23 protein-coding genes and 1 riboswitch are annotated in these 24061 nt (G+C 44.1%); of the genes, 2 read left to right on the top strand and 21 right to left on the bottom strand.

Annotated elements, in window-relative coordinates:
- Positions 1–139 precede the first annotated feature (139 nt).
- Entirely contained in the window at positions 140–568 is a 429-nt protein-coding gene (locus L2755_RS06420; protein WP_248979906.1) for a MerR family transcriptional regulator, read from the top strand.
- Between the two features lie 161 nt (positions 569–729).
- On the opposite strand, the gene L2755_RS06415 is transcribed toward L2755_RS06420, so the two are convergent.
- The 9 genes from L2755_RS06415 to hinT all read right to left on the bottom strand — a co-directional run bounded on the left by L2755_RS06415 (position 730) and on the right by hinT (position 8009).
- Positions 730–1035, bottom strand: coding sequence for a hypothetical protein (locus L2755_RS06415; RefSeq protein ID WP_248979905.1), 306 nt, complete (start codon positions 1033–1035; stop codon positions 730–732).
- A 312-nt stretch (positions 1036–1347) separates the two neighbouring features.
- A complete protein-coding gene (locus L2755_RS06410) occupies positions 1348–2403 on the bottom strand; it encodes a phosphotransferase (RefSeq protein ID WP_248979904.1) in 1056 nt (351 codons plus the stop codon).
- Complete coding sequence (pnuC, locus tag L2755_RS06405; RefSeq protein ID WP_248979903.1) at positions 2404–3066, bottom strand: nicotinamide riboside transporter PnuC; 663 nt, start codon at positions 3064–3066, stop codon at positions 2404–2406.
- Between the two features lie 145 nt (positions 3067–3211).
- Entirely contained in the window at positions 3212–3472 is a 261-nt protein-coding gene (locus tag L2755_RS06400) for a hypothetical protein (protein ID WP_202289327.1), read from the bottom strand.
- A gap of 66 nt (positions 3473–3538) precedes the next feature.
- Positions 3539–5677: a TonB-dependent receptor gene (locus L2755_RS06395; RefSeq protein ID WP_248979902.1), complete on the bottom strand. Its 2139-nt coding sequence runs from the start codon at positions 5675–5677 to the stop codon at positions 3539–3541.
- 51 nt (positions 5678–5728) lie between these two features.
- Positions 5729–5860: riboswitch (TPP riboswitch) on the bottom strand.
- A gap of 389 nt (positions 5861–6249) precedes the next feature.
- On the bottom strand, positions 6250–6639 hold the full coding sequence (locus L2755_RS06390) for a YcfL family putative periplasmic lipoprotein (RefSeq protein ID WP_248979901.1): 390 nt from the start codon (positions 6637–6639) through the stop codon (positions 6250–6252).
- 50 nt (positions 6640–6689) lie between these two features.
- Entirely contained in the window at positions 6690–7160 is a 471-nt protein-coding gene (locus L2755_RS06385; protein WP_248979900.1) for a PaaI family thioesterase, read from the bottom strand.
- The gene (locus L2755_RS06380) at positions 7153–7656 is read right to left on the bottom strand and encodes a PaaI family thioesterase (protein WP_248979899.1); all 504 of its coding nucleotides are present in this window, start codon (positions 7654–7656) and stop codon (positions 7153–7155) included. Before L2755_RS06380 ends, L2755_RS06385 begins: the two co-directional genes overlap by 8 nt.
- Positions 7653–8009 carry a purine nucleoside phosphoramidase gene (hinT, locus tag L2755_RS06375; RefSeq protein WP_248979898.1) on the bottom strand — a complete coding sequence of 119 codons (357 nt, stop codon included), beginning with the start codon at positions 8007–8009 and terminating at the stop codon, positions 7653–7655. The genes L2755_RS06380 and hinT overlap by 4 nt, the downstream gene beginning before the upstream one ends.
- A 187-nt stretch (positions 8010–8196) precedes the next feature.
- Between hinT and L2755_RS06370 the strand changes: the two genes are divergently transcribed.
- Entirely contained in the window at positions 8197–8610 is a 414-nt protein-coding gene (locus L2755_RS06370; RefSeq protein WP_248979897.1) for a helix-turn-helix domain-containing protein, read from the top strand.
- A 133-nt stretch (positions 8611–8743) separates the two neighbouring features.
- Here L2755_RS06370 and L2755_RS06365 read toward each other — a convergent pair whose 3' ends face one another.
- From L2755_RS06365 to L2755_RS06310, 12 genes are all read right to left on the bottom strand, one after another.
- Positions 8744–9163: a hypothetical protein gene (locus L2755_RS06365; RefSeq protein WP_248979896.1), complete on the bottom strand. Its 420-nt coding sequence runs from the start codon at positions 9161–9163 to the stop codon at positions 8744–8746.
- A gap of 50 nt (positions 9164–9213) precedes the next feature.
- On the bottom strand, positions 9214–9546 hold the full coding sequence (locus tag L2755_RS06360) for a hypothetical protein (RefSeq protein WP_248979895.1): 333 nt from the start codon (positions 9544–9546) through the stop codon (positions 9214–9216).
- 168 nt (positions 9547–9714) lie between these two features.
- Complete coding sequence (locus L2755_RS06355; RefSeq protein WP_248979894.1) at positions 9715–10350, bottom strand: response regulator transcription factor; 636 nt, start codon at positions 10348–10350, stop codon at positions 9715–9717.
- A gap of 314 nt (positions 10351–10664) precedes the next feature.
- Positions 10665–11810 (bottom strand): tetratricopeptide repeat protein, encoded by a 1146-nt coding sequence (locus L2755_RS06350; RefSeq protein ID WP_248979893.1) that lies wholly within the window; start codon positions 11808–11810, stop codon positions 10665–10667.
- 77 nt (positions 11811–11887) lie between these two features.
- A complete protein-coding gene (locus L2755_RS06345) occupies positions 11888–13627 on the bottom strand; it encodes a bifunctional protein-serine/threonine kinase/phosphatase (RefSeq protein ID WP_248979913.1) in 1740 nt (579 codons plus the stop codon).
- Positions 13628–13768: 141 nt separating this feature from the next.
- Positions 13769–15235 (bottom strand): NarK family nitrate/nitrite MFS transporter, encoded by a 1467-nt coding sequence (locus tag L2755_RS06340; protein WP_248979912.1) that lies wholly within the window; start codon positions 15233–15235, stop codon positions 13769–13771.
- A 14-nt stretch (positions 15236–15249) separates the two neighbouring features.
- On the bottom strand, positions 15250–15594 hold the full coding sequence (gene nirD, locus L2755_RS06335; RefSeq protein WP_248979892.1) for a nitrite reductase small subunit NirD: 345 nt from the start codon (positions 15592–15594) through the stop codon (positions 15250–15252).
- Positions 15591–18206 carry a nitrite reductase large subunit NirB gene (nirB, locus tag L2755_RS06330; protein ID WP_248979891.1) on the bottom strand — a complete coding sequence of 872 codons (2616 nt, stop codon included), beginning with the start codon at positions 18204–18206 and terminating at the stop codon, positions 15591–15593. Before nirB ends, nirD begins: the two co-directional genes overlap by 4 nt.
- A gap of 315 nt (positions 18207–18521) precedes the next feature.
- Positions 18522–19073 carry an ANTAR domain-containing response regulator gene (locus L2755_RS06325; RefSeq protein ID WP_248979890.1) on the bottom strand — a complete coding sequence of 184 codons (552 nt, stop codon included), beginning with the start codon at positions 19071–19073 and terminating at the stop codon, positions 18522–18524.
- Positions 19051–20238 carry a glycosyl transferase gene (locus L2755_RS06320; protein WP_248979889.1) on the bottom strand — a complete coding sequence of 396 codons (1188 nt, stop codon included), beginning with the start codon at positions 20236–20238 and terminating at the stop codon, positions 19051–19053. Before L2755_RS06320 ends, L2755_RS06325 begins: the two co-directional genes overlap by 23 nt.
- Positions 20231–21139 (bottom strand): uroporphyrinogen-III C-methyltransferase, encoded by a 909-nt coding sequence (cobA, locus tag L2755_RS06315; RefSeq protein ID WP_248979888.1) that lies wholly within the window; start codon positions 21137–21139, stop codon positions 20231–20233. Before cobA ends, L2755_RS06320 begins: the two co-directional genes overlap by 8 nt.
- Positions 21139–23904, bottom strand: coding sequence for a nitrate reductase (locus L2755_RS06310; protein ID WP_248979887.1), 2766 nt, complete (start codon positions 23902–23904; stop codon positions 21139–21141). Before L2755_RS06310 ends, cobA begins: the two co-directional genes overlap by 1 nt.
- Positions 23905–24061: the final 157 nt, after the last annotated feature.

Here is a 24061-nt window from a genome sequence, read left to right as displayed (position 1 = left end):
GTTGGCATTTCAAGTACTTTTTTATGCTTACATTCAGGACATATTAGTTCTGAGTCAGTGATAATTTTAGTCATATTCGATCCCTAGTTTCTTTATGTTAGTATAGAACCTGTAGTTACTATAGGTTCAAGGTTTTTATATGATTTTAAAAAAATATTCAGTGGGGCAATTAGCTAATGAATCGGGATGTAAAGTAGAAACTGTTCATTACTATGAAAAAATTGGACTAATGCCAGAACCGCCAAGAACAGAGGGAGGACATAGAGTGTATGCCTTACCCGATGTTAAGCGATTGAACTTTATTAGGCGTAGCCGAGAGCTAGGATTTAAAATTGAACAAATCAAAGAACTACTTAAACTTATTGATGAACCTAACCACTATTGTGGTGAAGTTAAGGCTATGGCAATGCAACAAGCGAGAGTAGTAGAAGACAAAATAAATGATTTACAGCGCCTGCAATTGGCATTGAATGAAATGGTTACTCAATGTACAGCAAGTAACAAGTCTATAGATGACTGCCCAATCGTGGATGCCCTTTTTACCAAAAAAGCAACAGGGCAACAATAAGTGAAAACTTGAAATGACTGCTTTAGGTTCAAAGTTGCCATTACAGGCATTAAACCTAATGTCAGCTTTTAGCGAGCAGTTGACCGCCGCGTTCAATATGCAAGTGCACCATTACCATTAACTATTGGTGGTACTATTTATTTAGACATAAGGTTCATAAGTTAATTTTTTATTGCTAGTTTATTTAAATCCCTTTGCCTATGAAAATATAAAATCACACTACCTATAAATGGTATAGCTATCGTACAAAGAAGATACTTTAACTTTGTCATAAAACTCATTTCCGTCCATTCAAACAGTAGTGCACCTAACGGAATAATTGAAAACCAAACAGTTCCCGTCCAAAATAGCACTCCTCCCAATTTATATATGTCACTATTAGATGGTTCAACCATAAATGGCAAAGTAGTCATCACCATTAACATCGACAGCCAAAAATAAAGAGAACACTTCCAAACCTTCATCATAAAAATAATCCCTTTACCATATTTTATTAAGATCAATTTCCAATTCTACTTGCACAGCAATGAAATCTCTACCAACTTTAACTTTATTCGAGTTACTGAAATCCTGAAATTAGTAATAGCCAGCCATTTATAATCAATAACATAACCAGTTTAAAAACCAATATCAACGATTGACGTCTACCAAACGTGTACTTGAATTACTTTCAACAAATAATTGACGAAAAGTTCTAATAAATTGCGGAGTTTGCTTGAATGTCTGAGTTTAAAAGCGCGGCTGATTAACTCAGCATTAACTATGGCTGGCACTATTTGTTACGAACAGCTGGCAATAAGCTGCTGGTACTGGCTAGCGCAATCGAGGTAGTTACTTGCCTGCTCACCAGAGGAAAGCTGTTGGCTGTTGTTGCCAGAGCTGCCAGAGTTGCCAGAGTTGCCAGTTAGCGCAATATTATCAAACGCCATTTGTAGCGCCCAACAGACGGCAAAAACCCAATAGAGATCGACGGCGGCAGGCACGGCATGAACTGCGTGACGGTTCAAATTACGTTGCTGCCGTATATAGTTTGCTATCAACCAGTGCCGTTGTTTTGATGACAACGAATGGCTGGCAATGACTGATGCGAGATCGCACAAAGGATGGGAGCTACAAGCGTATTCAAAATCAATACAGTTGAGCTTATCTTGTACGACTAAAATGTTATAGGGGTTTAGATCTCGATGGCTAAACTGCAGATTGACTAAGCACTTATCGAGAGAGTCGAGCATTACCGCTATTGCGCCTGTTTGGGCGAAAAGGTTATCAAACTGCTGTAACCAAGCCGCAATACTTGGGTGGCTATCGCTTGGTTGACTCAGTAGCTTCTGCTGCATTTGGATTAAACGTGCGTTATAGATCTGCCACTGTTTCTCCACCCCAATGACATTTTTAGGGGTGGGTAGCTGTTTTAAGCCATTGAGTAATTGCAGTAGCTGTTGCTCAGCCCCCGGCCAACACTCTTGGGTGTTGGTCATTGGATGAGCGCCATTGGCACTAATAAGCTCGTTCCAACTATGGTCGTTTTCTTGAGCGATAAATTCACTTAAATAAAATTGCTTATCGGCACTGACATAAACCATCCTTGGCGCGAGGCTGGCATCACTTGCTGAGCGCCAAGCATCTACCTCACTATCTCGATCACAGATCTGAGAACTTGCCCAACTGTTAACTCTGAGCACCCATTCAGACTCTTCAGCTTTACTCCCATGTAAGCCGCGTACATAGTAGTTTTGATTGCTTAGCCCTTGGGTCAGCGGGGCAATAACACTCACGCTACTCAAGCCTGACTGGGTTAAATAGCCCGCTAATTGTTGTTTAAGTGAGTCACTCACTTAAACCGCTCCTGCCGCGACAGCTATGCTGTCATTTGGCTGCTGTGCTTGCATTTTATTGCGCCACATAACGTAGCCAAACACCACCATGACCACATAGAATACAAACAGCACTGAAGTTAACATCAGGCCCTTACTGACATATAAGTAGATCGAGACAGCATCGATAACAAACCAATAGATCCAGTTTTCCAACACTTTTTTAGCGACTAAGAAGGTCGTCATCACTGCAAAACAGGTCGTTGCGGCGTCCAAGTAGGGAAATGAAGCTTGAGTCTGTGTCGCCATAAAATGGCCAATAATTAACGCCAATAATGTGGTGATAGCAATCAACTTAAGGTGAGTCGATAGCCGCCATGAGACAATGTTAACGCCATCATGTGCTTTGCCACCTTTGGTCCACAACCAATAGCCATATACGGCCATTGCCATATAGTAAACGTTAAGCACCGACTCCATCAGTAACGACACGTTCCAAAACAACACCGTATAGATCGCTGTGCTGGTTAATGCTGCGGGCCAGCACCACACACTCCCTTTCATCGCTAATATCAAATAGGCTAACGCTAGCAATACTGCTACCGCTTCCCAGGCTGTTAAGGCTTGTGCCTCTCCAAACGCTGAAGTAATACTATCCATTAAAGCTAACCAAAAATCTGCCATGAAACTCAATCTCTTTATTGACGCTAACAATCATCAGAAGTTAAAAGCAAATAGCCACAAAGTATCGATAATACTCCGCGGCTACTTGTCATTACAGCGGTAGATATCCGCAGTGACTTTAACTATATACAGTGACTATAGACAGTTACTCACTGTGGCTTAAGTCGAGTTCACCACCGATAAATTTAACAACAAATACCGCCTTGCCCCACTTCTCGTGCGCCGCTTCCATTTCGGTTGCCAACATTGCCATCACCTCAGCATATTCACCGCACACCTGTGTTGCCATGGCGTTAGTCACCCTCTGGATATTGTCATAACTATCGACTCGACCGATAAACCATCTAATGGGATCTAAATAGTTGTCTTGTAGTGGGTAGCAACTAATTTCTGCAGTTAACTTCATTTTCTGACCTCAAGCATTTATTGCTGATAACAATATTAAAATTAATAAGTCTTTTTTAACTATGATTTACATAAACTTAACGTTTAAAGTAAGTCCTAATTGGCGTGGGTCACCATAACGTACATATTGCTTATCTGCCCAGCCTAAATCAGGCTCATTGCCGAAATAGAAACCTCGAACGCCGTATTGTTCGTCAAACAGATTGCGTCCCCACAGGTATGCAGACCACATATCAGCTTCGTAACCTATCTTGGCATTAAAAATCTGGTAAGCATCAGATTTAGATTCATTACTGTCAGAGTAATAGAAGTCACTCTTACCGCTGGCGTTCACGTTCGCAAACCAGCCTGAATCGCTACGATAAGTGGCACCGACGCTAAAGGTAAAGTTCGGTGAGTGGGCGAGTTCGCGACCAGAAAGATCAACAATCCCACCATATTTATCTTCATACTGGTAATCACCGTATTCGGTTTCTAACCAACCTAGACTGGTGTAAAGCTTAAGATTGTCAGTGGCATACCAGTTGCCGTCTAGCTCTGCACCGTAGTTTTGAGAACTGCCCGCATTTTCGGTAAACAGAATGAAGTTACCCTCTTCGCCAGGCACTGTTGATTGTTGTGAAGCAGCGACTTGTTGATCTTGTCTGTCCATAAAGAACACTGATAGATTAGTGCTGGCTTGGCCATCAAACCAAACCGACTTTAAGCCCACTTCATAGTTATAAAGAATTTCGGTGTCGTACTCTTTTTTATCGGCAAGCTCTACTGGCAGTGACATATTAAAGCCACCCGCTTTATAGCCTCTGGCGACACGGATATACGACTCATGGTTTTCGCTAAGCGCTTTGCTTAAAGCAATATGGCCGCCCCACATAGTTTCACTTGGCTCAAACTCATCGCCAGCGGAATCGCTGTATTCGCTATCGCGGCGCTCAACACGCAGACCAACCGATAAAGCATAGTTAGCGCCTAGATCTGAGTCCAATTGGCCAAAGAGTGCATAGTTTTGCGCTTCGTACTCAGCGGCAAGCTGGTTATATGTATCGACGGTCTCATTGTCTTCTTGAAGATCCATCGCATACACGCCAACAAGCCAATCTGTACTCCCTGCAAAGATACGGCCAGATTCTGTTGAAGCTAATCTAAACTCTTGGGTTATGGTTTGCCTATCGCCTTTCTTGTCCCAGTTATACTCATATTCACATGGGCTGCCGTCGCAATCTCGACTTTCCCAATAGTCAGGATTGGCCCAGTCACCGTCGTAATTATGACGAGTATTTGAATTTGCAAGCGAGGTTAAGGACGTTAGTTCAACGTTTTCAGCACCAGTGTAGGTAAACTTCAGCGCGGTACCGTTGGTGGTTTGCTTATCAACACCTGGGGCGTCAGTTAACGTATCGAAGCCGTTATTATCTAATGTCCAAGCATCATAACCATTATCGTAGTCTGCAAATAAGAAGGTCAGATCTATCTCTAAGTCTTCAGTAGCGTACCAACGCAGTTTTGCGCGACCGGTAAATTCGTCACGGTTATTGGTGTCGCTCTCGCCAAGATAGAGATTATCTCGATAGCCATCTTGTTGATGCTGCTGCAGTGACACACGGTAAAGCAAGTTTCCAGAGTCGGTAAGTGGACCAGAGCTAAAACCACTGAAGGTCTGCAGGTTATCATCACCTAAGGACACCTCGGCGCCATGTTCAAATACATCGGTTGGGTCGTTACTCTTAAGATAGATAAGACCGGCTAATGCATTAGCACCGTAGCGGGTGCCTTGTGGTCCGCGCAAAACTTCAACTTGTTGTAGGTCGTACATGCTGGAAGCCATGCCTAAACCTGATAAATCAATATCATCAACAATAAAACCGACAGAGGAGTTAGGTGCGCCCTGATACTCCTCTTGTTCGCCAACACCACGAATTTGAAAGTATTTAGGTCTTGAGCTACCGCCAGACCAGTTGAAGTTTGCAATTGAGTTTAAGATATCTTCAAAGTGCTGCGCACCTTGATCTTCAATTTGCTGTTGATCAATGACAGTGACACTCGACGGTATCTTTTCTAACGATGAACCGCGAAAATCAGACGTCACAACCATGACTTCCATCTCATCAACAGGCGTCTCAGAATCTGTATTAGCAAAGGTTGGCGATGAAACTAGCGCTGCCATGACGGCAACCGCAACAGGGGAATAAACTTTTAGATTTAACATAGGACCTCAAATTATAATTTTGAGATCCGGCAACATAAAGAAGCGATCGGGAAATGAATTGTGGCCCATTCCTACGCCGGTATAAGCCGGATCAGGTTCAAAGGGTTTGTTTTTCAACATCTCAGTTAAAGTCTAAAATATCCAACTTTCGGTTTATAGACTTTAACACCCCTTGGCGCGGCCGATTATACATGAGTTTTACAAAACGATGACACTCTTCTTAATATTTATACCAATCCTTTTAAATATCTAATCAGTTCAGAACTGCTCAGGCTTTTTTTAAGGCACATTGATGAAGAAATCGACTTTCCCTTTTTAGGCAAGTGAAAGTCATGAGAAGCTCACTACGTGCGGCTGATGTTTAAGGCATAGGGAAATCACTTTATACAGCGCATGTGGTTTTCGATATAGAATAACTATTAGCTACAACCCACTTGCTTGCCTAAAGTGATTTAAATTCCCGCTGAATGACCACATATTTAATGAGATTGGTATGACTTAACGTAATGCATAAAAAAACGCCAACATTGCTGACGTTTTAATAACAAATACTGGATCTCACCCTCTACGGCTTAATTTGAAAACGCTTTTCTTACGTATAGCTCAAAACGCGTTGCATTTACATTAGGCGCTACGGCTGAGACTTGCAGTTGCTGCTTACCATGCAATTTTACTGACTTCCAGCTGACGCCTTCATCATCAATGGTCATCCCGCTGGGATCAAACCAAGTAAATTTATACTGTAAGCGCAAGTCAGTCGATACCTTACTGATAATCGTGCCCGTGCCCTGTAAAAAACCACCTTCAGGGCGTGCCATTACACGTTGAACCTCGACCTCTTTAGCAAAGCTATTGTTATCGATACGCACTTCACCTTTTGACCCCGTCATTAGGCCGGCGGTGTGTGGTGCACAAGCCGCTAAAATAAGCGCCGTAAATAAACCTAAAATCAATTTTTTCATTTTGTTCCCTAGAATAGAATCATTCAGTGTTACTACAAGGATAATCCAAATTAGTCGATTAAGAAATGAGCTCTGGCCGTGGCAATCAAGTGTTTACGATTAGTCTGCCAGCAATTAATGCTCACATTTGCCACTCGTCGACCTTGGCGGGTTATCTTACATTCTGCAAAGCTGTCTTTATGGTAGCCAGCTCTGAGGTAATCAATTGAGAAATCAACGATTTTTGGCACTTTAGTCGCCTGCATGAACACCATTAACTGCACAATGGCTGACATTTCCATAAAGCCAGCGATGACACCACCATGCAGCGCAGGCAGCACTGGATTACCGATATTGTCATCTTTTGCTGGTAATTTAAACACCAGTTCGTCACCAAAACGTTCGACACCCATGCCAATAAATTTGGCGTAAGGGACATGTTCTAGTAAGTGACCAAAATCATTAAGTTCCGTTGCTTTTCGAACAATACTTTTTACATCTAGCTTTTCAGCATCACACTCTAAAGGATTAGGGCTAGTCATGGCGCGGCTCTCCCATCAATGCTTGTCTAAACTCTTCACCCACCATCTCCGGACTAATTCGCATAAATGAGCCAACCGCATGGGCGATGGGATCGTCAATTGAATCTTGGTAGGCAATAGCGCGAGTAAACGCTACGCTTGATGACAACTTATAGCACTGAGCAAAACCATAAACAGGTTTAAAGGGTTCAGCGGGTTTCATATAATCAACACGCAAATCAAGTGTTGGTGAGAGTTCTAAAGCTTGAAACTTATCAAAAATAGAACATACCACCGCACAGCCACTGGCCGTATCCATTAATGTCGTTATGACGCCCCCATGAATGACACCGGTGTCTGGATAACCAACAAGTTGACTATCGTAAGGCAGTTCCATGAGAACGTGTTTAGCACTGCCCTCTAACACCTTTAGCTTTAGCCTTTGGCATTGAGTAAGTTGCGCAACAAATCGACTTGCCATTTCCGTTAATGGGAAAACATCGGCAGTTTTATTCATCGTTTTTGACTCAACATAGGACCTAAAGCATGGCCTCCCAGTAAATGCATATGAATATGAAACACCTCTTGGCCTGCATCTTCATTGCAGTTCATGATAAGACGATAGCCGCCTTCAGCTACCCCCTCTTCCTGAGCCAATTTGGCCGCAACAGACATCATTCTTCCCAATGCTTTCTCATCAGAGGCCTTAATATCGTTTACTGTCGGGATAAGATGATTGGGGATGATCAATATATGAGTCGGCGCTTTAGCACTGATATCTCTAAACGCGGTGACTAGCTCATCTTGAAATAAGATCTCAGCTGGAATTTCACGTCGAATAATTTTACTGAATATGGTTTCTTCGGCCATTCTATTGCCCTCATCATAATAAGTTAAGCCTAGTATACTCGAAAAACAGCATCAGGCGATTGGCGTTTTTATCAACCAAACACTGTCATTACCATGATTAGATTACAGATTGAACAGCTGTATACACAATGTGGTTGACTTTCGCTCCATATCCATTTTTAATAACTAAAAAATATTAGGACATATCATGCTCACCGTTAAAGAAACCGCACTGCTTAATGCTGCCGCCGAGCTTATACAGGAAAAAGGCATGATTGCGCTAAATATGTCTGATGTTCACAAGAGAGCAGGTTACTCTCGCGCAGCTCAATATCAGTCTTTTAGTGACAAAAATTCATTGCTCGCCGCACTTAGCATGCGCGAACTGGTATTAAATACCCACGCGCTGGAGGAGAAGCGATACTCAGATCTCAACGGAGATTTTTCGGTCGTTTTAAGGCCTGTGGTGTATCGCTACCTCAAATTATCAGACAGGCTTATGATAGATTCAGCCTTTAACAATATGCTTAAAGAGATCAGGCTACTGCCCGATGAGGAGCAATTTATATTTTGGAAAAGAGGCTTTGAGTTTTTAAACAGTGAGCGAGAACAAGACAAGTAATACTAACGTTAGCTTAATATGGCCAAAACAACACAGCTTCCCCCGTTGATTTGGCTTATCCGCAGTGCAGGAAATAGTATTAAAGCTCGATGCTAGTAATATCCCGCTTTAAACAACGCTTCTTTCGAAATGATTATTTAACATTCAATGCCGTAGGTGTTGACGGCTCTCTTACTTTTAGAAATATTTGATAGCAAGCGGTGCACACATGACGTCCAAGCAAAGTATTCTTAGTTTCATATTCGTTACAAAAAGTACACAATCCAAAACTACTCACTTTTCCTAAGCTCAGAGGCTTTATTTCAGCAGCGGTAACTTGTTGCTGGTTATCCAGTATGCTTAAAGTGCTATGGCTTAACCCGACGATAAGCAGCTTGACAATATACAGCGCTAACGCAAAAAAAAGAGTGACCACCATAGTTAAAATACTGGTTTCTGAGCCCTGGGATTTAATCATAAACATCAACCCAGAAAAACACATAAGCACTACGACCAACACCAAGGTATGATCTAGAAATTTTAACTGTTGTCTAAACTCGTCAACTTTGTTCATTTATAGAAGCTCTATTATCCCAGCAGAATTTAACTAACACCGGGTTAGCTTTATTCTTTAATAAGGTAAACAACACCATCCTTTTCATAAACGTTTTTAACCTCATTACCTTCCCCAAGTACCACCACTTTAGTGCCTTTGTTGGTGACCGCGTTGCCAGCAGCATCTAGCACAATCGCCAAACCTAATGCCGAAAGCAATGGTGATTGATACGCGTGATAATGATGATGACTCTTAGGAATGACAATGACTTTTGCGCGCTTGTAGGACTGATTCACTTTCTGGCATTTTATTCCACCCGCTCTTTCACATCCGATGGTAGCCGCTTGCACAGAAAATGTCGCCGATAATATAGTAATAGCCAATAGCATAACTTTAGTCATATGTACCTCTTTCGATTTCATAGTATAAACTGCAGCGATCATACCAAAGAGATACACAACAGTATAGTCATGAGTGTAAATTATTTAGCAGGCACAAAAAAGGCGCTACATGTAGCGCCTGAAGTCGGTTTATCTAGCTTAGTACCTCTACTGATCCTGTCTGGCTAATTATTGAATAACTTCATGCATATTCATTTGCGCCCACGCGATTGCTTGACCACGGCTAGAGACACCAATTTTTCTAAAAGCACGGTAGAGATGGGTTTTAATGGTACTTTCACTGACAAAAAGTTCATTGGCTATATCTATATTGGTACTCCCAGAACGCAGTACTTGCAGAACTTCGCGTTCTCGGATAGTTAAGCTATCAGGCTCCTCGTTCGTAGCAACGTTGTGCAAATACTGCTGATTAAACTCGTCAGGAATCGATGTTAGCCCCTTAACTATTTTGTCCATACCGCTACCGATAGTATCTAATGAAGCACCGGAATAGAAAACGCCGGCAGTGATATTACTTTGTACTAAAAAACCAGCATCTACCTGCTTGGGATAATGCAAAAAAACAACTCGGGCCCCACTACGCTCTTTCTCCAACTTTTTTTGTATTTGATAGGCTTTCTGAATATCCACACTCGAGAGATCGATAAGGACAAGATTGACTCTGTTTTCAGTAAAATTATCGATAATATTATCGGGTGTTACATTGTGAATTTTGACTAAAAACTGTTGTGGCCATCGAGTATTGAGCAAATCGACTAATATTTGCGAGCGGGTGACCATAACCCAATGCATAACTTTAAACATCTGACTCTCCATGTTTACCGTGTAATCTTCCCTGTATGTATCAGTGTAATACATATTTAAGATAATAAACTAACGAAAGTAATTCAATATTGAGAAATTCTAATGTTCATGAGATTTATTATTTGTAGACACTAATTACACTTAGATTACAGCGTTATAGATTGCCATCTAATACACTGTCGCTGCTGTTATACATAATTACTATAACTAATAACGAGTTTATTGATTAACGCTTCAACACACTCAACAAGCAAGCAAGAAGTCATTCAGTTTAGCCTAATGCTAATAACGCCAAGTTTGTCATTTAGACCAAACTAGCGTGATCTTAACCAAGCAAGTTTTGCTTGGTAACGCTGTTTATTTACCGGTTCTGCTGCATAGTCAAGCGCCTTTAGCAACGCACTCTTTGCTTGCTCAGTCTCGCCTAACTTAGTGTGAACTTTGGCGAGGTCAAAGTATGCTTTATGAAAATAATGCGTGTTATCAATGAATTTACTGAGATATATTTTTGCACTCTGGTAATCTTCTTTTGCTATAGAGTCCTTGGCGACCAAATACCATTTATAGGGACTACTGTCATCCAACTCTAGCAGTTGTTTCTTTACCATTAACGCATCAACGGTGCGGCCTTGACGCACTAGTAAGTAGTGATAATTACTCAGTAGCGTTACTTTATCGTCAGAGACTTCAAGTCCATATAGGTACAAGCGTTCTGCATCTTTGTCAAAACCTAATCGCCTCAACACTACTGCCATCATGTTAATCGACGGCGCATAGTATTGACTATAATCAAAGCTCTTCTTTAATAACAGATACGCTAACGGCAAGTTATTATTTATCAATTCATCCGCGGCCAAGTTTCGATAAAACATGGCAATAAACTCATCTTTACCGATGACTTTACCGCCTCTATCATATCGTTCTGGAAAATAATCAACTGTAATTCTTTTTTTACCAGAAAAAAATGTCCTTTCATTCCCTAAAGAAGGCTCATAGAGGAATGTTCTCACATGGTCAGAAGTCACAGCATAACGGTCTGTAACATCTAATAACATGGGCATAGTGTGCATAACTTGAAAGTTAACATCTACTTTAAGCTGTTCAGCAATAGCATAAGTTAATAATGCGAGCGACATACAATTGCCACGATTAAGTGTAAGCGCCGTGCTTGCGCTGTAATTCTGGCCTTCATAATTAAAGTTAACCAAGCGCTGTCCCACAAATCTGCCAACCTGATCATTAGCTGACAATGTGCTTATGTCACTTTGCTGTATAAAATGCTCAATTTTTTCAATCTGCGTGGCGGTCAAAGTCAACAAATCTTCGGGCTCTGGGATCTCGTATGCAGTAACATCAACTTGATAATCAGGAGTTGGCATTTTCGGTGCTTCAACCCGCTGCTTTTGTGTACTTTGGCAACCACTAACAATTAAACATACAACCAACAATAAGTACTGCATATATCTCCGTCCTTTGAGATCTCTATTTACTCAACAATATAATAACCTTGCCTCAACCACAACTCCTACTCCCCTCCTTAAAATAGCGCAAGCAGTAACGCCACTAGTGCAAAAAACACACTCACACATTGCCAAAAAAGCAGTGGTTGAGTATCAATTAGAGGGGCTTTAACCGCAGATTGTTGCCAAGATTTTAGCGGTTGTGTCATCTCAAATAGCCATTCACTGCTATCTGCTTGGCGCTGCTCAGGTGCCGTACTCAGCGCCTTTTTAAGGGCTTTATCCATCCAGATGGGTACCAGCGGGTTAATCTCATAACTGGGAATATATTGCAGCTTTAAAAAATCCCGCTTTGTTTTGCAGTGTTGCTGCTTTCCGCCAAAGGGAAGTTGTCCTGTTAGCATCTCAAACGCAATAACCGCAATCGAGTACAGATCCGCTTTTTGTGTCACTTGGTAGCCCAATATGCTCTCTGGCGCCGAATATTCAGCCGTACCCAATATTTTGTCCCGCTGCAAAGGCGTTGTTATTTCGGCAATACCCTTGATGTAACAAGATCCAAAATCGATGATCTTTAGCCTGCCATCATTAGTTATGATTAAATTGTCTGGCTTTAAGTCTTGGTGCAGTGTTTCTTTGCGATGAAATGCGCGTACTCCAGCCTCTAGCTGTTTTAATAGCCCTAAAACCTGTTGTACATCGGGGGTTGGATTGTGTTTTATCCACTGACTAATTGAATGTCCTGGAAGATATTCTGTTAAATAATAGAGTGCCGACTTTTCTCTGTCACGCTCGAGTATCGACACCACATAGGGGCTATTAATACGCCTGCCTATCCAGCTTTCTAACAAGAAACGTTCAATGTAGGCTGCATCATCTAGATAATTAACCGAAGGTGTTTTCATACACATCAAACTATCTTGTTCATTTTTGACTAAATAGACTTGGCTTCTCTGGCTTTGGTGTAACGTATCGACCACCTGGTATCCATCTAGCATCATGCCAGTATTGAGCGGTGGCGGAAATGGCAGGTTTGACAGGCTTTGATATACCTCATCAATATTCTTATGCGGCAGCGCCTCGATATGTAATAGCTGACAACTGGCGTTATCTTGGGAGCCACGCACCAGCGCCTGCTCTACCATTGCGGTACAAAACGCGTCGCACTCTTTGTCGGAAAAGCCATTGCTCGTTGTCTCGTAAGCATGATGTTGACAGAGTTGCTGCAACCTCGCCCTAATCTCCAGGTCGGTGATGACATCATGCACACCATCGGTGCTGAGAAAATACAGATCGCCCTTGGCAACCGCTAACATTCTGTAATCCACGTCGACATTGACATCTAGCCCCATAGCTCGAGCAAGGTATTGCTGGTTTTGCCCCACTAGGCTAGTGTGATCATGGCTAAGCTTATCCAGCATACCATTACGATAACGGTATACTCTTGAATCCCCAACATGAAACATGTGCAGATGGCAGGACTTAAAAACCAAGGCGCTAAAGGTACACACATAACCCCGCCTAGCATCGCGGTAGTCTTGTCCTAAGCCATAAAGCCATCGATTAAGGGCGGTTAATACTTGAGTGCTCGACTTCTCTACCGACCAAAGATCCGGCGTAGAGTAATAATCCGCTAGAAAATTACTCACACTAATCGCCGACGCTGCGGCGCCACTTTCGGCGCTACTCACGCCATCACTAATAGCTGCAACAGCGCCTTTGGTCGTTAGCATAAGTCCGCTTGGTATACGGATCCCAATGGCATCCTCGTTAGCCGTTTTAACGCCTTTATCGGAATGCTGACCCGCAGCAATCATTAACCCATTCACTGGTTTTAAAGACGCAATAGCGTCATCTATTGAACAGCCACCATTAGAAGTGCCGTCAGTTGAAAGCTTCAAGGGATTGTTGGGGTCAGTGTTAACTGCAACCGATTCAGCCATATTCGGTAAACTCCGTTAATTTACGCTGATCAAAGTAACTTCACCTTTCTCGTTCACTTCAGCCATATGCCCTTTGGGCTCCGTCATCAAGAACACGGTAAAAAAGCCAAACAGTGCACTTATCGCAATAACGTAAAAGAAAGTTTGCGTCGACACCATGGAGTAAACAGTTAAAAAGAACACTGCACCGACGTTACCGTAAGCCCCCGTCATACCCGCTATTTGTCCCGTTAAACGGCGTTTAATTAAGGGTACTGCGGCAAATACAGCCCCCTCACCACCTTGAACAAAAAACGAACACGCCATCACCACAACGATGGCTAAAGGTAATGCCCAAGTGCCATCAATTTGCGCGACAGCAAAGTAGCCAATCGCCAGCCCAGCGGTCAAAATCAATAATGTTGATTTACGGCCGAAACGATCACTGAGCCAGCCTCCTCCGGGACGAGACATTAAGTTCATAAAGGCATATGACGATGCAACCAGTCCCGCCTGCGCAAGGCCTAACTCAAATGTCTCAGCAAAGAACAATGGCAACATAGACACCACCGCCAATTCAGATCCAAACGTTGAAAAGTACAATACGTTGAGCACGGCAACTTGCTTAAACTCATAACGTTCAAACTGAGGAATTGTGCCAGTAAAGACCTGCTTATTGACTTGATAGGTCTGATACACGTCGATGATAAAGATGGCAATCAGTAATAAGTAAATGCCATTAACAACTTGTTCGGTAAACATCGACACACCCGCTGGTGACAGCTTCCATGCCAGCAATGCTAATGTGGCATACATAGGCACTTTCATAATAAGCAATAACGCAAAATCGCCTTTACTGGTGACTTCAAGGGCGCCCGCTTTTTTGGGCTTAAAATAGGTTGAACCTTTGGGCGTATCAGTCACATTGAAGTAGTAGATAAACGAAAAGCCGAAGCTCAATAGGCCTGTGAGGCCGATGGCATAACGCCATCCATCGGCACCACCAAATGCTAACGCAACTGCAGGCAACGTGAAGGCGGCGGCCGCGGAACCAAAATTACCCCAACCGCCGTATATGCCTTCAGCGGTGCCCAGCTCTTTTGCTGGAAACCATTCACTGACGATACGAATACCAACCACGAAACCAGCGCCAATAAACCCCAGCAGAAAACGCGCCAATGCCAGTTGCTCGAAGGTGGTTCCCAGGGCAAACATAAAGCAAGGGATTGAACAAAAACCAAGTAGCAAGGAGTAAACTAATCTTGGGCCATATTTATCGGTCACCATCCCTATCAATACCCGCGCTGGGATCGTTAATGCGACATTGAGAATCAGCAGTGTCTTAATTTGCGAATTCGTTAGCCCAATGCTCTCGGCAATCACGCTGAGCAAAGGCGCCGCATTAAACCACACCATAAAGGTAATAAAAAATGCCATCCAACTGAGGTGCATCACTTTCATTTTGCCTGAAAATGAAAATAGATTAAAACGATCCTGACTCATACTTTTATTATCCATCATCGAAGCACTCCTCCTTGAGCCAATGCACGAGCCAGAACCTTGCCTGACTGACATTTGACTTCAAAAACATCAACACTAAGCGATTCATTTTCCAAGCACTTCCCCGTCGTTAAGCTGTAGTGCTGTTTATGGATGGGTGATGCAACGTACAGCTCATTATTGAGTTCACACAATAATCCTCGAGAAAGCACGCTAACCCCAGTCGCGGGATCAATATTATCAATCGCGAATATTCCGGCCTCTCCTAAGTTAAATACCGCCACGGCCCTGCCAGCGACCCATGCTGCAACACCTCTTCTTGCTGGCAACAGCGATTCCTCACAAATATTGACCCAACTCATACCAACACCTCCTCTTCATCCAGCAGGGTGATAGCGATATCCCCGGCGCCTGATCCACTGCGATTTATCTCGGTAAACGTTTGCACATCAGACGCTATTGGAAACTTCTGTTCACGTTGATATTGATACTGTTTTTTAGTGCTAGCGGGGGCATTTTCTGGATTCACAAACTCACTAAAACGCTGTAGAAAGACCTTATCTTCTAAGCTGGTTTTCCATTCACACTGATAATTGGCGACGACTTTATCCATCTGCAGCTCTAACGCATGATTCACGCCTAATGCGTCATCAATAATCACCGACTGTAAATACTCAAGCCCACCCGCGAGTGACTCCATCCACACCGACGTTCGTTGTAAACGCGCTGCGGTTTTGCTGTAGAACATTAAGATACGGTCGATGTACAGGACTAACTGTTCTGTGGACAGATCTGTGGCAAATAGATCGCCATGCCTTGGGCGCATGCCGCCATTACCGCCCACAAACAGATTCCAGCCTTTTTCGGTCGCAATGACTCCTATATCTTTGCTTTGCGCTTCGGCGCACTCTCTGGTGCAACCCGACACAGCAAACTTGATCTTGTGCGGAGAACGCAGACCCTTATATCTATGCTCCAACGCAATCGCTAACCCCATAGAGTCTTGAACGCCATAGCGACACCACGTATTGCCGACACATGATTTGACCGTACGCAGCGACTTTCCATAGGCATGCCCAGTCTCAAAACCATGTGCTATCAGCTCTGACCAAATAGCCGGAAGATCTGCAAGCTGTGCACCAAACATATCGATGCGCTGACCTCCGGTTATCTTGGTATAAAGATCATATCGTTTGGCAACTTGCCCCATGGCAATTAACTTATCAGGGGTGATCTCTCCGGCGGCGATCCTTGGCACCACCGAATAACTACCATCTTTTTGTAGATTACCGAGGTAGGCGTCGTTACTGTCTTGCAGGGCGACATGCTTTTCATTAAGCACGTATTGGTTTTCTAGCGTGGCAAAAATAGACGCAGCAACGGGTTTGCAGATATCGCATCCTAGCCCCAGTGGCGAGGCATTCGCTTTGGCATGTTGCTGATATAAGTGTTCAAAATCATGTATATTTTCAACCTGACACAGGTGGAATAATGCCTGGCGATCATGCTCAAAGTGACAACAGATCCCAGATTCTGTGTCTAAGCCTTGGGCCTGCATGGTGTCATCGATGATCTGTTGTACAAGTGCCGAACACCCGCCACAACCTGAAGCCGCTTTGGTACAACTCTTTATCTCAGCAAGTTGATGATTACCGGCGATCACCTGCTCAACAATATCGGCTTTGGTCACCTGATGGCAGGAACACACTATGGCGTTATCTTTTAGTGTTAAAGGTGCTGACTCATCGGTCAGCAATAGGGTTACCGCTGGCTCCTCAAGCGCATCGCCTGACAAGTACTGACTCAATAAATGGCTGTACTCATCAACATTACCCACAAGGACGGCGCCGCGAAGATAAAGCCCTGTTTCATCAAGCCATAACTTTTTGTAAACCCCTGCCTGCAGGTCGCTCAACTCAACGTATTGTGCGCCTGCAAAACCTCGGCTCTCACCGATAGAGGCGACATCGACCCCAAGTAATTTTAACTTAGTGCTCATGTCTGCCCCGGTAAATGTCAAAGGAGCCTGCACTCGCTCTGGCATCTGCTGCGCAATTTGTGACAAGGCCACTTTTGCCATTTGGTATCCCGGCGCAACTAAGCCGAATATCTTTTGCTGCCATAAGGCACATTCGCCTATCGCATACACATCTTTGGCAGATGTCTGGCAGTTATCGTCAATCACGATCCCACCTCGCTCACCAACACTGATATCACTGCTTCTTGCCAATGTATCTTGCGGACGAATACCCGCCGAAAACACAATCATGTCAGTTTCTAAAAAGCTGCCATCACTGAAGTTAAGCCGATGCTGGGCACTCTCCCCATCGACGATCTCTTCAGTGGCTTTACTTAAATGCACACCCAGCCCTAGCGCCTGTATTTTTTGTTTTAGTAGCTCACCGCCTTTGTCATTTAGCTGCACGGACATCAGCTGCGGCGCAAATTCAACCACATGAGTCTCAAGACCTAAGGCACTCAATGCATTTGCCGCCTCAAGCCCGAGTAATCCTCCGCCTATCACCACCCCAGAGCTGGCATTGAGCGCTGCTTGCTCAATCGCCTCTAGATCCTCAATGGTGCGGTAGACCATACAGTCACGACGATCATTGCCTTTTATGGGCGGTACAAACGGATAGGAGCCGGTGGCCAGTACGAGTTTGTCATACTGGGTTTGCTGGCCATTAACCGTTAGCCGCTTATTAGCAGTATCAATATGGGAAACCTGCTGACCCAAATGCAGTTCGACACCTTTAGCTTCATAATCTGCTTGTGTGGTTAACATCAGTTCTTCAGCACTGCCGCTAGCAAAGTATTTCGACAGCTGCACTCTGTCGTATGCCGCTATTTTTTCGGCACCATAGACCGCTACATCATAGTGTTGGCTCAGCTGCTGTTCACATAACTGCTCTACAAAATGGTGGCCAACCATGCCGTTTCCCACAATGACCAACTTGGGTTTACTTGTTTTCATACATCGCCCCTCTCGCTATCCACACTGGCTTTTTGCCAACAAAAAGGCGCCAATCTCCTTTGCAGGAGATGGCGCCTTTGCCAAAAAATTCAAATTGTTAGCTATCTAAACTGATTGTTCTATTCTCTTCACTTCTCTTTCTATATTGCAGAGAGTATGCCAATTTACATTGAATCAAATATATCCAATAAGCCACTGTTAATAAACAATAAAGTCATTCGCAGCAAAACAATAAAAGCGAAATAAAAATAGCTTGAACGGTGCAATTGCACCAATGTGGTTAGCGGGTGGTTATTTGGGTGCAATGTGGCGAACTCATCTACTATGACAAAGATTGGCCGCAATGCTGGCCAAGCTCCTGCCACTGCTCATCGCTTGTTGTTGCAGCGCTGTATGTGCATCGCTTTCTGATAATCCCGATTGTTGCAGCTGCTGCTTGGCGACATTAACTAACTTTTGCTCATCAATACTTTGCTCAAGTTCCGTCAGTTTATTGAGCAGTTGAGTTGCCGTGGTAAACCGGATGCATGCCAGCTGTATAATCTTATCGAGACGTTCAAAATCAAATTGTTGCGGTATATAGGTCACTCGTCCACAGTGTAAAAGCGCAGCAATGTCTGAGAGTTCTGCACTCTTTGAGGTAATGATGAGTGGTAGCGGCGCAAACCGCATTAATCGCTCGATGAATTTGACGTGGGTTGCGGTAATAGACTCCACGCATAGCAGCACAATATCACTGTCTGTTTTTAGCGAAAAACGTTCAAACGCCGATAGTGAGTCAAGCTTTATGAGCTCAATATTGGACTTAGCAACGCGGTTTAATAACGGCTCTCGGTCAGTAAATTCAAACAGGGTCAATATGCGCATTGCTCACCTCCACATGAGTAACAAAACATGGATGCTGTAGTGTAGAATCAACAGCCTTCGCGTCGCTGAGAAAATGAGTGTCTTGACTTACAGAATAGGTTCTTCGGCTCATCCAATATTCAGCCGCCAACATCTTAGCGCGATCAATACTGAGGGAAGAGTCTGTTAACATCAGTAGTACCGCAGTATTGGTGAGTACAGCGCTGTATGCTCTAAGTGATTCCGTTGAGTGACCAGTACCGTTACCATTTCTCTGCTCACCATGCCAAAGCTCAGTTAACCACTGCGCTTGAAGTTCCTCCTTTTGCGCCTTGCTGCCGATTAATGCATTGAGTTGCGTTGGGATCTCAAGTTGGCTAACCCCTTCGCGCTTTACAACATTGATACTAGCGCTCGACCTCGGGTTTAACTCACACTCTCCTTGGTAGCCTTTAAATATCGCCACCGTCGTTTTACCTAACGTTGGCTCAATTTCAGCCATGAGTTTAGCAACATGTATATGGGTCTCATCTAAGCCTGGATGAAAATAACTTCTGAGACTAAGGTTGGCATTTGTCGGGTTTATACAGCGGATAGCACTTTGAAAAAGACTCCTTAGACCCATCTCTTGGTGAATATCAGTAAATGAGCTTACAAGAGATGAGAATACATCGCCATTGACATAACAGATCCCAGATGATGTTAACGCGACTTGCGCTTCAGCCGCAGAAGACACACTAACAATCCCTAGCGCTTCAATGAAGTGCGCAATATGTTGCCGATGAGGAAGTACCCGATTGTCGCCGTGCAGTAAGATCCGATAGCCATTTTCTGCCAACAGTTTGGCGCTAAGTAGCAAGTAGGGAAGCTGATCGCGCTTTGCGCCATAGCAAGGCCAGTCAATATCGACGTCCAGCTGTTGCCATTGGTTATCGATGGTTGAACGCAGCGCAAGTGCCGTGCCCGCGACTTCTGCTGCCACCTCTCCCTTTACCCGCATCAACATTACCGCCACACTGAGCTGTGTCACTGTGCCTATTTTGTCGTAAAAACCTCGTACTAACTGAAAGCTTTCAATTAAGGTCAATGACCGAGAACCTTTTTTACCTCGAGCCAGCACTTTAATAAGCTGTCGATATTCTGCAGGCTCAGACACCCCAATGAGCTGTTGGTTTTGCTCATCCATATGCACGCTCCGACACATCGCACTCGGCATCGGATTTACTATCAAATTTACTATCGCTTTTGATATCGCAAGCAAGCAACAACTGGCTGAGTTCTTGCCCAATACCAACCACCTCTCCAACAATCAACAATGTTGGGCCGTCGACGCTGATGGTCGTAGCAACGTCAGCCATATCTTGCACCGATGTGCTCACTATCGATTGATTCTCTCGTGCACCGTTACTAATGAAAGCGACGGGTAATGAGAGTTTTGCACCTGCTTGCAATAACCCATGTGCAATCTCGGCCGCCCTCTCTTTACCCATGTAAAACACCATGGTACTTCTGGCTGCCAGCAATCCCGCCCACTCAATTACCGTATCATCACAAAGGTGTCCGGTCACAAACGTTACCGACCGAGCCACCTTTCTATGGGTCAAGGGGATGCCCGCACTGGCTGCACAGCCTAATGCGGCGGTAACGCCTGCAACAAATGTACTTTTTACGCCGTTTTTAGCCAAAAATACCGCCTCTTCAGAGCCTCGACCAAACACATTAGGATCTCCCCCCTTAAGGCGAGTAACCGCCTTGCCTTGTTGGCTTAACTGCAGCAGCTTCTGGTTTATTTGCTCTTGAGTTGCACTGAGTTTTGCAAAACATTTCCCCATGTAATACATCTCACAACCATCAGAGGCTAACTGCAAAATATCTTTACTGACCAAATTGTCGTACACAATCGCTTCTGCGGTGGCAATCGCTCTCGCCGCCTTAATCGTTAGCATGTCGATATCGCCACAACCCGCACCGACAATGGTCACAAAATTAGCTTCATCAGCACAAATAGAGTCATTAATTCGCTGCAGCATCAGCAAAACACCTTCAGCCATTAATGGCGTTATACTGGCTATTTGATTGAGTTTCATTAAGCGACTTCCCTGTTAGATTTCTGTTTGTCAGCAATAACTGCATTGGCAAGATCTTTGACTTGGTTTAAACAACTGCCACACACAGCACTGCATTTTAGCTTTTGCTGCACTGCATCGACGATCGAAGGGATAGTGGTCGCGCCACCATCAAAATCTGCACACATCTGCTGCTCAATGTCTTTCTCTGTCACTCCAGTACAGGCGCAGACGACTTTACTGCTGCCCGCTCGTAATAGCTGATGTAAGTGTTTAATAAATTGTGGGTTAAATGGACTATTAATGAACAATTGAATTGCGTTAACATCAATATCTAGCGCGTGTTCAGCTGTGATAAGTAAGCTTTTGAGGTTACCTTGATTGATAGTGCAGTGGATCAGTTTGTCGTGTTCTCGCCACCGTAAAACACGCTGTGAGGGCAACTTATTATGAGGTTCAGCTGCCATCATCGATGCTGAAATATTGGACTCCGCCGCAATATGGCGACAAACGCCACCCCGCAGTTGCTGCTTTACATCCCAACATAGTCGGTCAGTATCGACTAAAGGCTGGCCCCACTCTATCCCTTGCTCCACCACCTGTTGATGTTGCAGTTCCACCCATTGGTTTTTAAAACCTGGTTGCTTCGAGAAAGGGTCAACCGTAGCTTTAACGACCTTATTTACGCCACCACTTTTGCTAAATTGCGTCGACCAATGCATTGAAAGAAATGCTGTATCTTTCAGTAGTGACTCATCGATAACAACGCGAGCGATAAGTGGTTGTGCTAAATTATCGGTTTTAATCGCCACCAAGCCATCAGGCTCCAACTCATGCTTTTTAAGCGTTCGAGTATTCAGCATCAATTCTGGTTGATAGTGCGATGCTGCTAGTTGCTCAATATGACCGGTTCTTGTCATTGTGTGCCATTGATCGCGGCTACGGCCACTGTTTAAGCGCACTTGATTTTGGCTCAAAGCGTCAGAGCCCATCGGGGTTTGACTGTTACCGTCCTTAGATAATCGAGTTTCGACAAAATGAGCTTTACCACTTGGAGTCGCAAACTGACCTTGGGAGAATAGACGCACATTTCGTTGGCCAACCGACTGAAAGTCAGTCACAGGCCATTGTGTGGGTAAAAGTTGCTCATATTGGCTAGCGCTTAGGTCAGATAAACCCGCTAGTGATAACTGTTTATGTGGAAATTGCTGCTGTACTTTTGCTGTTAACCTAGCATATTCATTAAAAATATCGGCACTGTCTTTAAATGCAAACGCCGCTGCAAACCCAAGTGCTTTTGCGACTTCACACAGCGCCCACCAATCTGCTTTTGACTCTCCTTGAGGCTGAATAAAGCCTCGCTGGCGGCTAATGGTTCGCTCACTGTTAGTGACGGTTCCCGACTTTTCTGACCAACCCTGGGCCGGTAAAAGCACATCGGCATATTTTGCGGTATCGGTGTCAGCGGTGATATCGGAAACCACTACATAATCACATTGTTGTAGTGCCCTTTTGACGAGTTGTGTATCAGGCATTGAAACTGCGGGGTTAGTCCCCAATATCCACACAGCCTTTATTTTTCCGTTTGCCATAGCGGCAAACATCTCAGTCGCTGTTAACCCTGTTGATGTTGGTAGCGCTGTTGTTTGCCAGAACGCTTCGACTAACTGCCGCTCAGGCTCTGAAAATCCAAGGTGGCAGGCTAACTGGGTTGCCAAGCCGCCCACTTCACGGCCTCCCATCGCATTGGGTTGACCTGTTAACGATAAAGGGCCACAGCCTGCTTGACCGATATCCCCGCGGGCTAAGTGACAATTAATGATTGCATTGGCGGTATTTGTGCCAGAAGTTGACTGATTAACCCCTTGGCTGCTAGCGGTAACCACTTTATTGCCTTGTTGGTAAAGCGCGTAAAAATAGTCAATTTGCTTGGCTTCAAGTCCAGTAAGATGAGCAATGTCGGCAAGGGTTTCACCGTCTTCACGGGCACTATTAAGCGCTTGTTCAAATCCTTCGGTATGACTATTTATATACTCAAGGTTCGATTGACCTTTATCTGCTATCGCACAGAGTAAACCGTTAAACAAGTGAAGATCCGAACCAGGAGAAAGCTGCAGATGCAGATCCGCTTGCGACGCCGTGGCGGTTAGACGTGGATCGATGACCACTATTTTAGTGCCATGCTCAGCGCGAGCAGCAAGTATTTTCTTAAACAGTACCGGATGCGTCCAAGCAGTATTCGCACCGACTAATACGACGACATCGCTAAGTTGCAGGTCTTCATAACAACCTGGAACAACATCCTCACCAAACGCTCGTATATGGGCGCTCACCGCAGACGACATACATAACCTGGAATTAGTGTCTACATTTGCGGTAGCCAAAAAACCTTTGGCCAATTTATTAGCGACATAATAATCTTCTGTGAGCAGCTGACCCGAAAGATAAAATGCAACAGAATCGGGGCCATGTTTAGCAATGGCGCTGCTAAATTTTTCCGCTATTTCGGCGACAGCGGCCGGCCAACTAATGTTTTGATAGCTGTCATCTATGCCAGCGTTAACCTGTCGACGTGGATACAAGAGTTTATTGGGAATATCTAAACTGTCGATTAACGCGAGGCCTTTACCGCATAAGTCACCCGAATTAGCCGTGTGCTCACTATCACCCGTAACCGTCAGAGTTTGATGCTGCGAAAAGCTAATAGTGTCATTTTCATTAAGGTTATTAACTGTAATTCCACAGCCAACCCCACAGTACGCACAGGTCGTTTTACAGCTTGGCATGATTCGCTTTCCTAGGTATTAACTCATGCCAATTGCATCGCAAAACCTATGCCACTATATAACCAATTGTTTTAATTAAATAAAAAACCACACTTCCCACATTCCCTGACAGAATGTTCAACATGAGTGCAGTACTGTGCACTACAATCACGCAAGT

This window comes from Shewanella abyssi (genome assembly GCF_023284025.1).
Lineage (GTDB): Bacteria > Pseudomonadota > Gammaproteobacteria > Enterobacterales > Shewanellaceae > Shewanella > Shewanella abyssi.
Note: the sequence above shows the minus strand (reverse complement) of the source record. Positions and strands in the feature narration are given on the sequence as shown.

Coding starts and splice junctions, on each gene's coding strand:
- L2755_RS06420 (WP_248979906.1), top strand. CDS start 140: ATGATTTTAAAAAAATATTCAGTGGGGCAATTAGCTAATGAATCGGGA.
- L2755_RS06415 (WP_248979905.1), bottom strand. CDS start 1,035: ATGATGAAGGTTTGGAAGTGTTCTCTTTATTTTTGGCTGTCGATGTTA.
- pnuC (WP_248979903.1), bottom strand. CDS start 3,066: ATGGCAGATTTTTGGTTAGCTTTAATGGATAGTATTACTTCAGCGTTT.
- L2755_RS06400 (WP_202289327.1), bottom strand. CDS start 3,472: ATGAAGTTAACTGCAGAAATTAGTTGCTACCCACTACAAGACAACTAT.
- L2755_RS06395 (WP_248979902.1), bottom strand. CDS start 5,677: ATGTTAAATCTAAAAGTTTATTCCCCTGTTGCGGTTGCCGTCATGGCA.
- L2755_RS06390 (WP_248979901.1), bottom strand. CDS start 6,639: ATGAAAAAATTGATTTTAGGTTTATTTACGGCGCTTATTTTAGCGGCT.
- L2755_RS06385 (WP_248979900.1), bottom strand. CDS start 7,160: ATGACTAGCCCTAATCCTTTAGAGTGTGATGCTGAAAAGCTAGATGTA.
- L2755_RS06380 (WP_248979899.1), bottom strand. CDS start 7,656: ATGAATAAAACTGCCGATGTTTTCCCATTAACGGAAATGGCAAGTCGA.
- hinT (WP_248979898.1), bottom strand. CDS start 8,009: ATGGCCGAAGAAACCATATTCAGTAAAATTATTCGACGTGAAATTCCA.
- L2755_RS06370 (WP_248979897.1), top strand. CDS start 8,197: ATGCTCACCGTTAAAGAAACCGCACTGCTTAATGCTGCCGCCGAGCTT.
- L2755_RS06365 (WP_248979896.1), bottom strand. CDS start 9,163: ATGAACAAAGTTGACGAGTTTAGACAACAGTTAAAATTTCTAGATCAT.
- L2755_RS06360 (WP_248979895.1), bottom strand. CDS start 9,546: ATGACTAAAGTTATGCTATTGGCTATTACTATATTATCGGCGACATTT.
- L2755_RS06355 (WP_248979894.1), bottom strand. CDS start 10,350: ATGTTTAAAGTTATGCATTGGGTTATGGTCACCCGCTCGCAAATATTA.
- L2755_RS06350 (WP_248979893.1), bottom strand. CDS start 11,810: ATGCAGTACTTATTGTTGGTTGTATGTTTAATTGTTAGTGGTTGCCAA.
- L2755_RS06345 (WP_248979913.1), bottom strand. CDS start 13,627: ATGATTGCTGCGGGTCAGCATTCCGATAAAGGCGTTAAAACGGCTAAC.
- L2755_RS06340 (WP_248979912.1), bottom strand. CDS start 15,235: ATGAGTCAGGATCGTTTTAATCTATTTTCATTTTCAGGCAAAATGAAA.
- nirD (WP_248979892.1), bottom strand. CDS start 15,594: ATGAGTTGGGTCAATATTTGTGAGGAATCGCTGTTGCCAGCAAGAAGA.
- nirB (WP_248979891.1), bottom strand. CDS start 18,206: ATGAAAACAAGTAAACCCAAGTTGGTCATTGTGGGAAACGGCATGGTT.
- L2755_RS06325 (WP_248979890.1), bottom strand. CDS start 19,073: ATGCGCATATTGACCCTGTTTGAATTTACTGACCGAGAGCCGTTATTA.
- L2755_RS06320 (WP_248979889.1), bottom strand. CDS start 20,238: ATGGATGAGCAAAACCAACAGCTCATTGGGGTGTCTGAGCCTGCAGAA.
- cobA (WP_248979888.1), bottom strand. CDS start 21,139: ATGAAACTCAATCAAATAGCCAGTATAACGCCATTAATGGCTGAAGGT.
- L2755_RS06310 (WP_248979887.1), bottom strand. CDS start 23,904: ATGCCAAGCTGTAAAACGACCTGTGCGTACTGTGGGGTTGGCTGTGGA.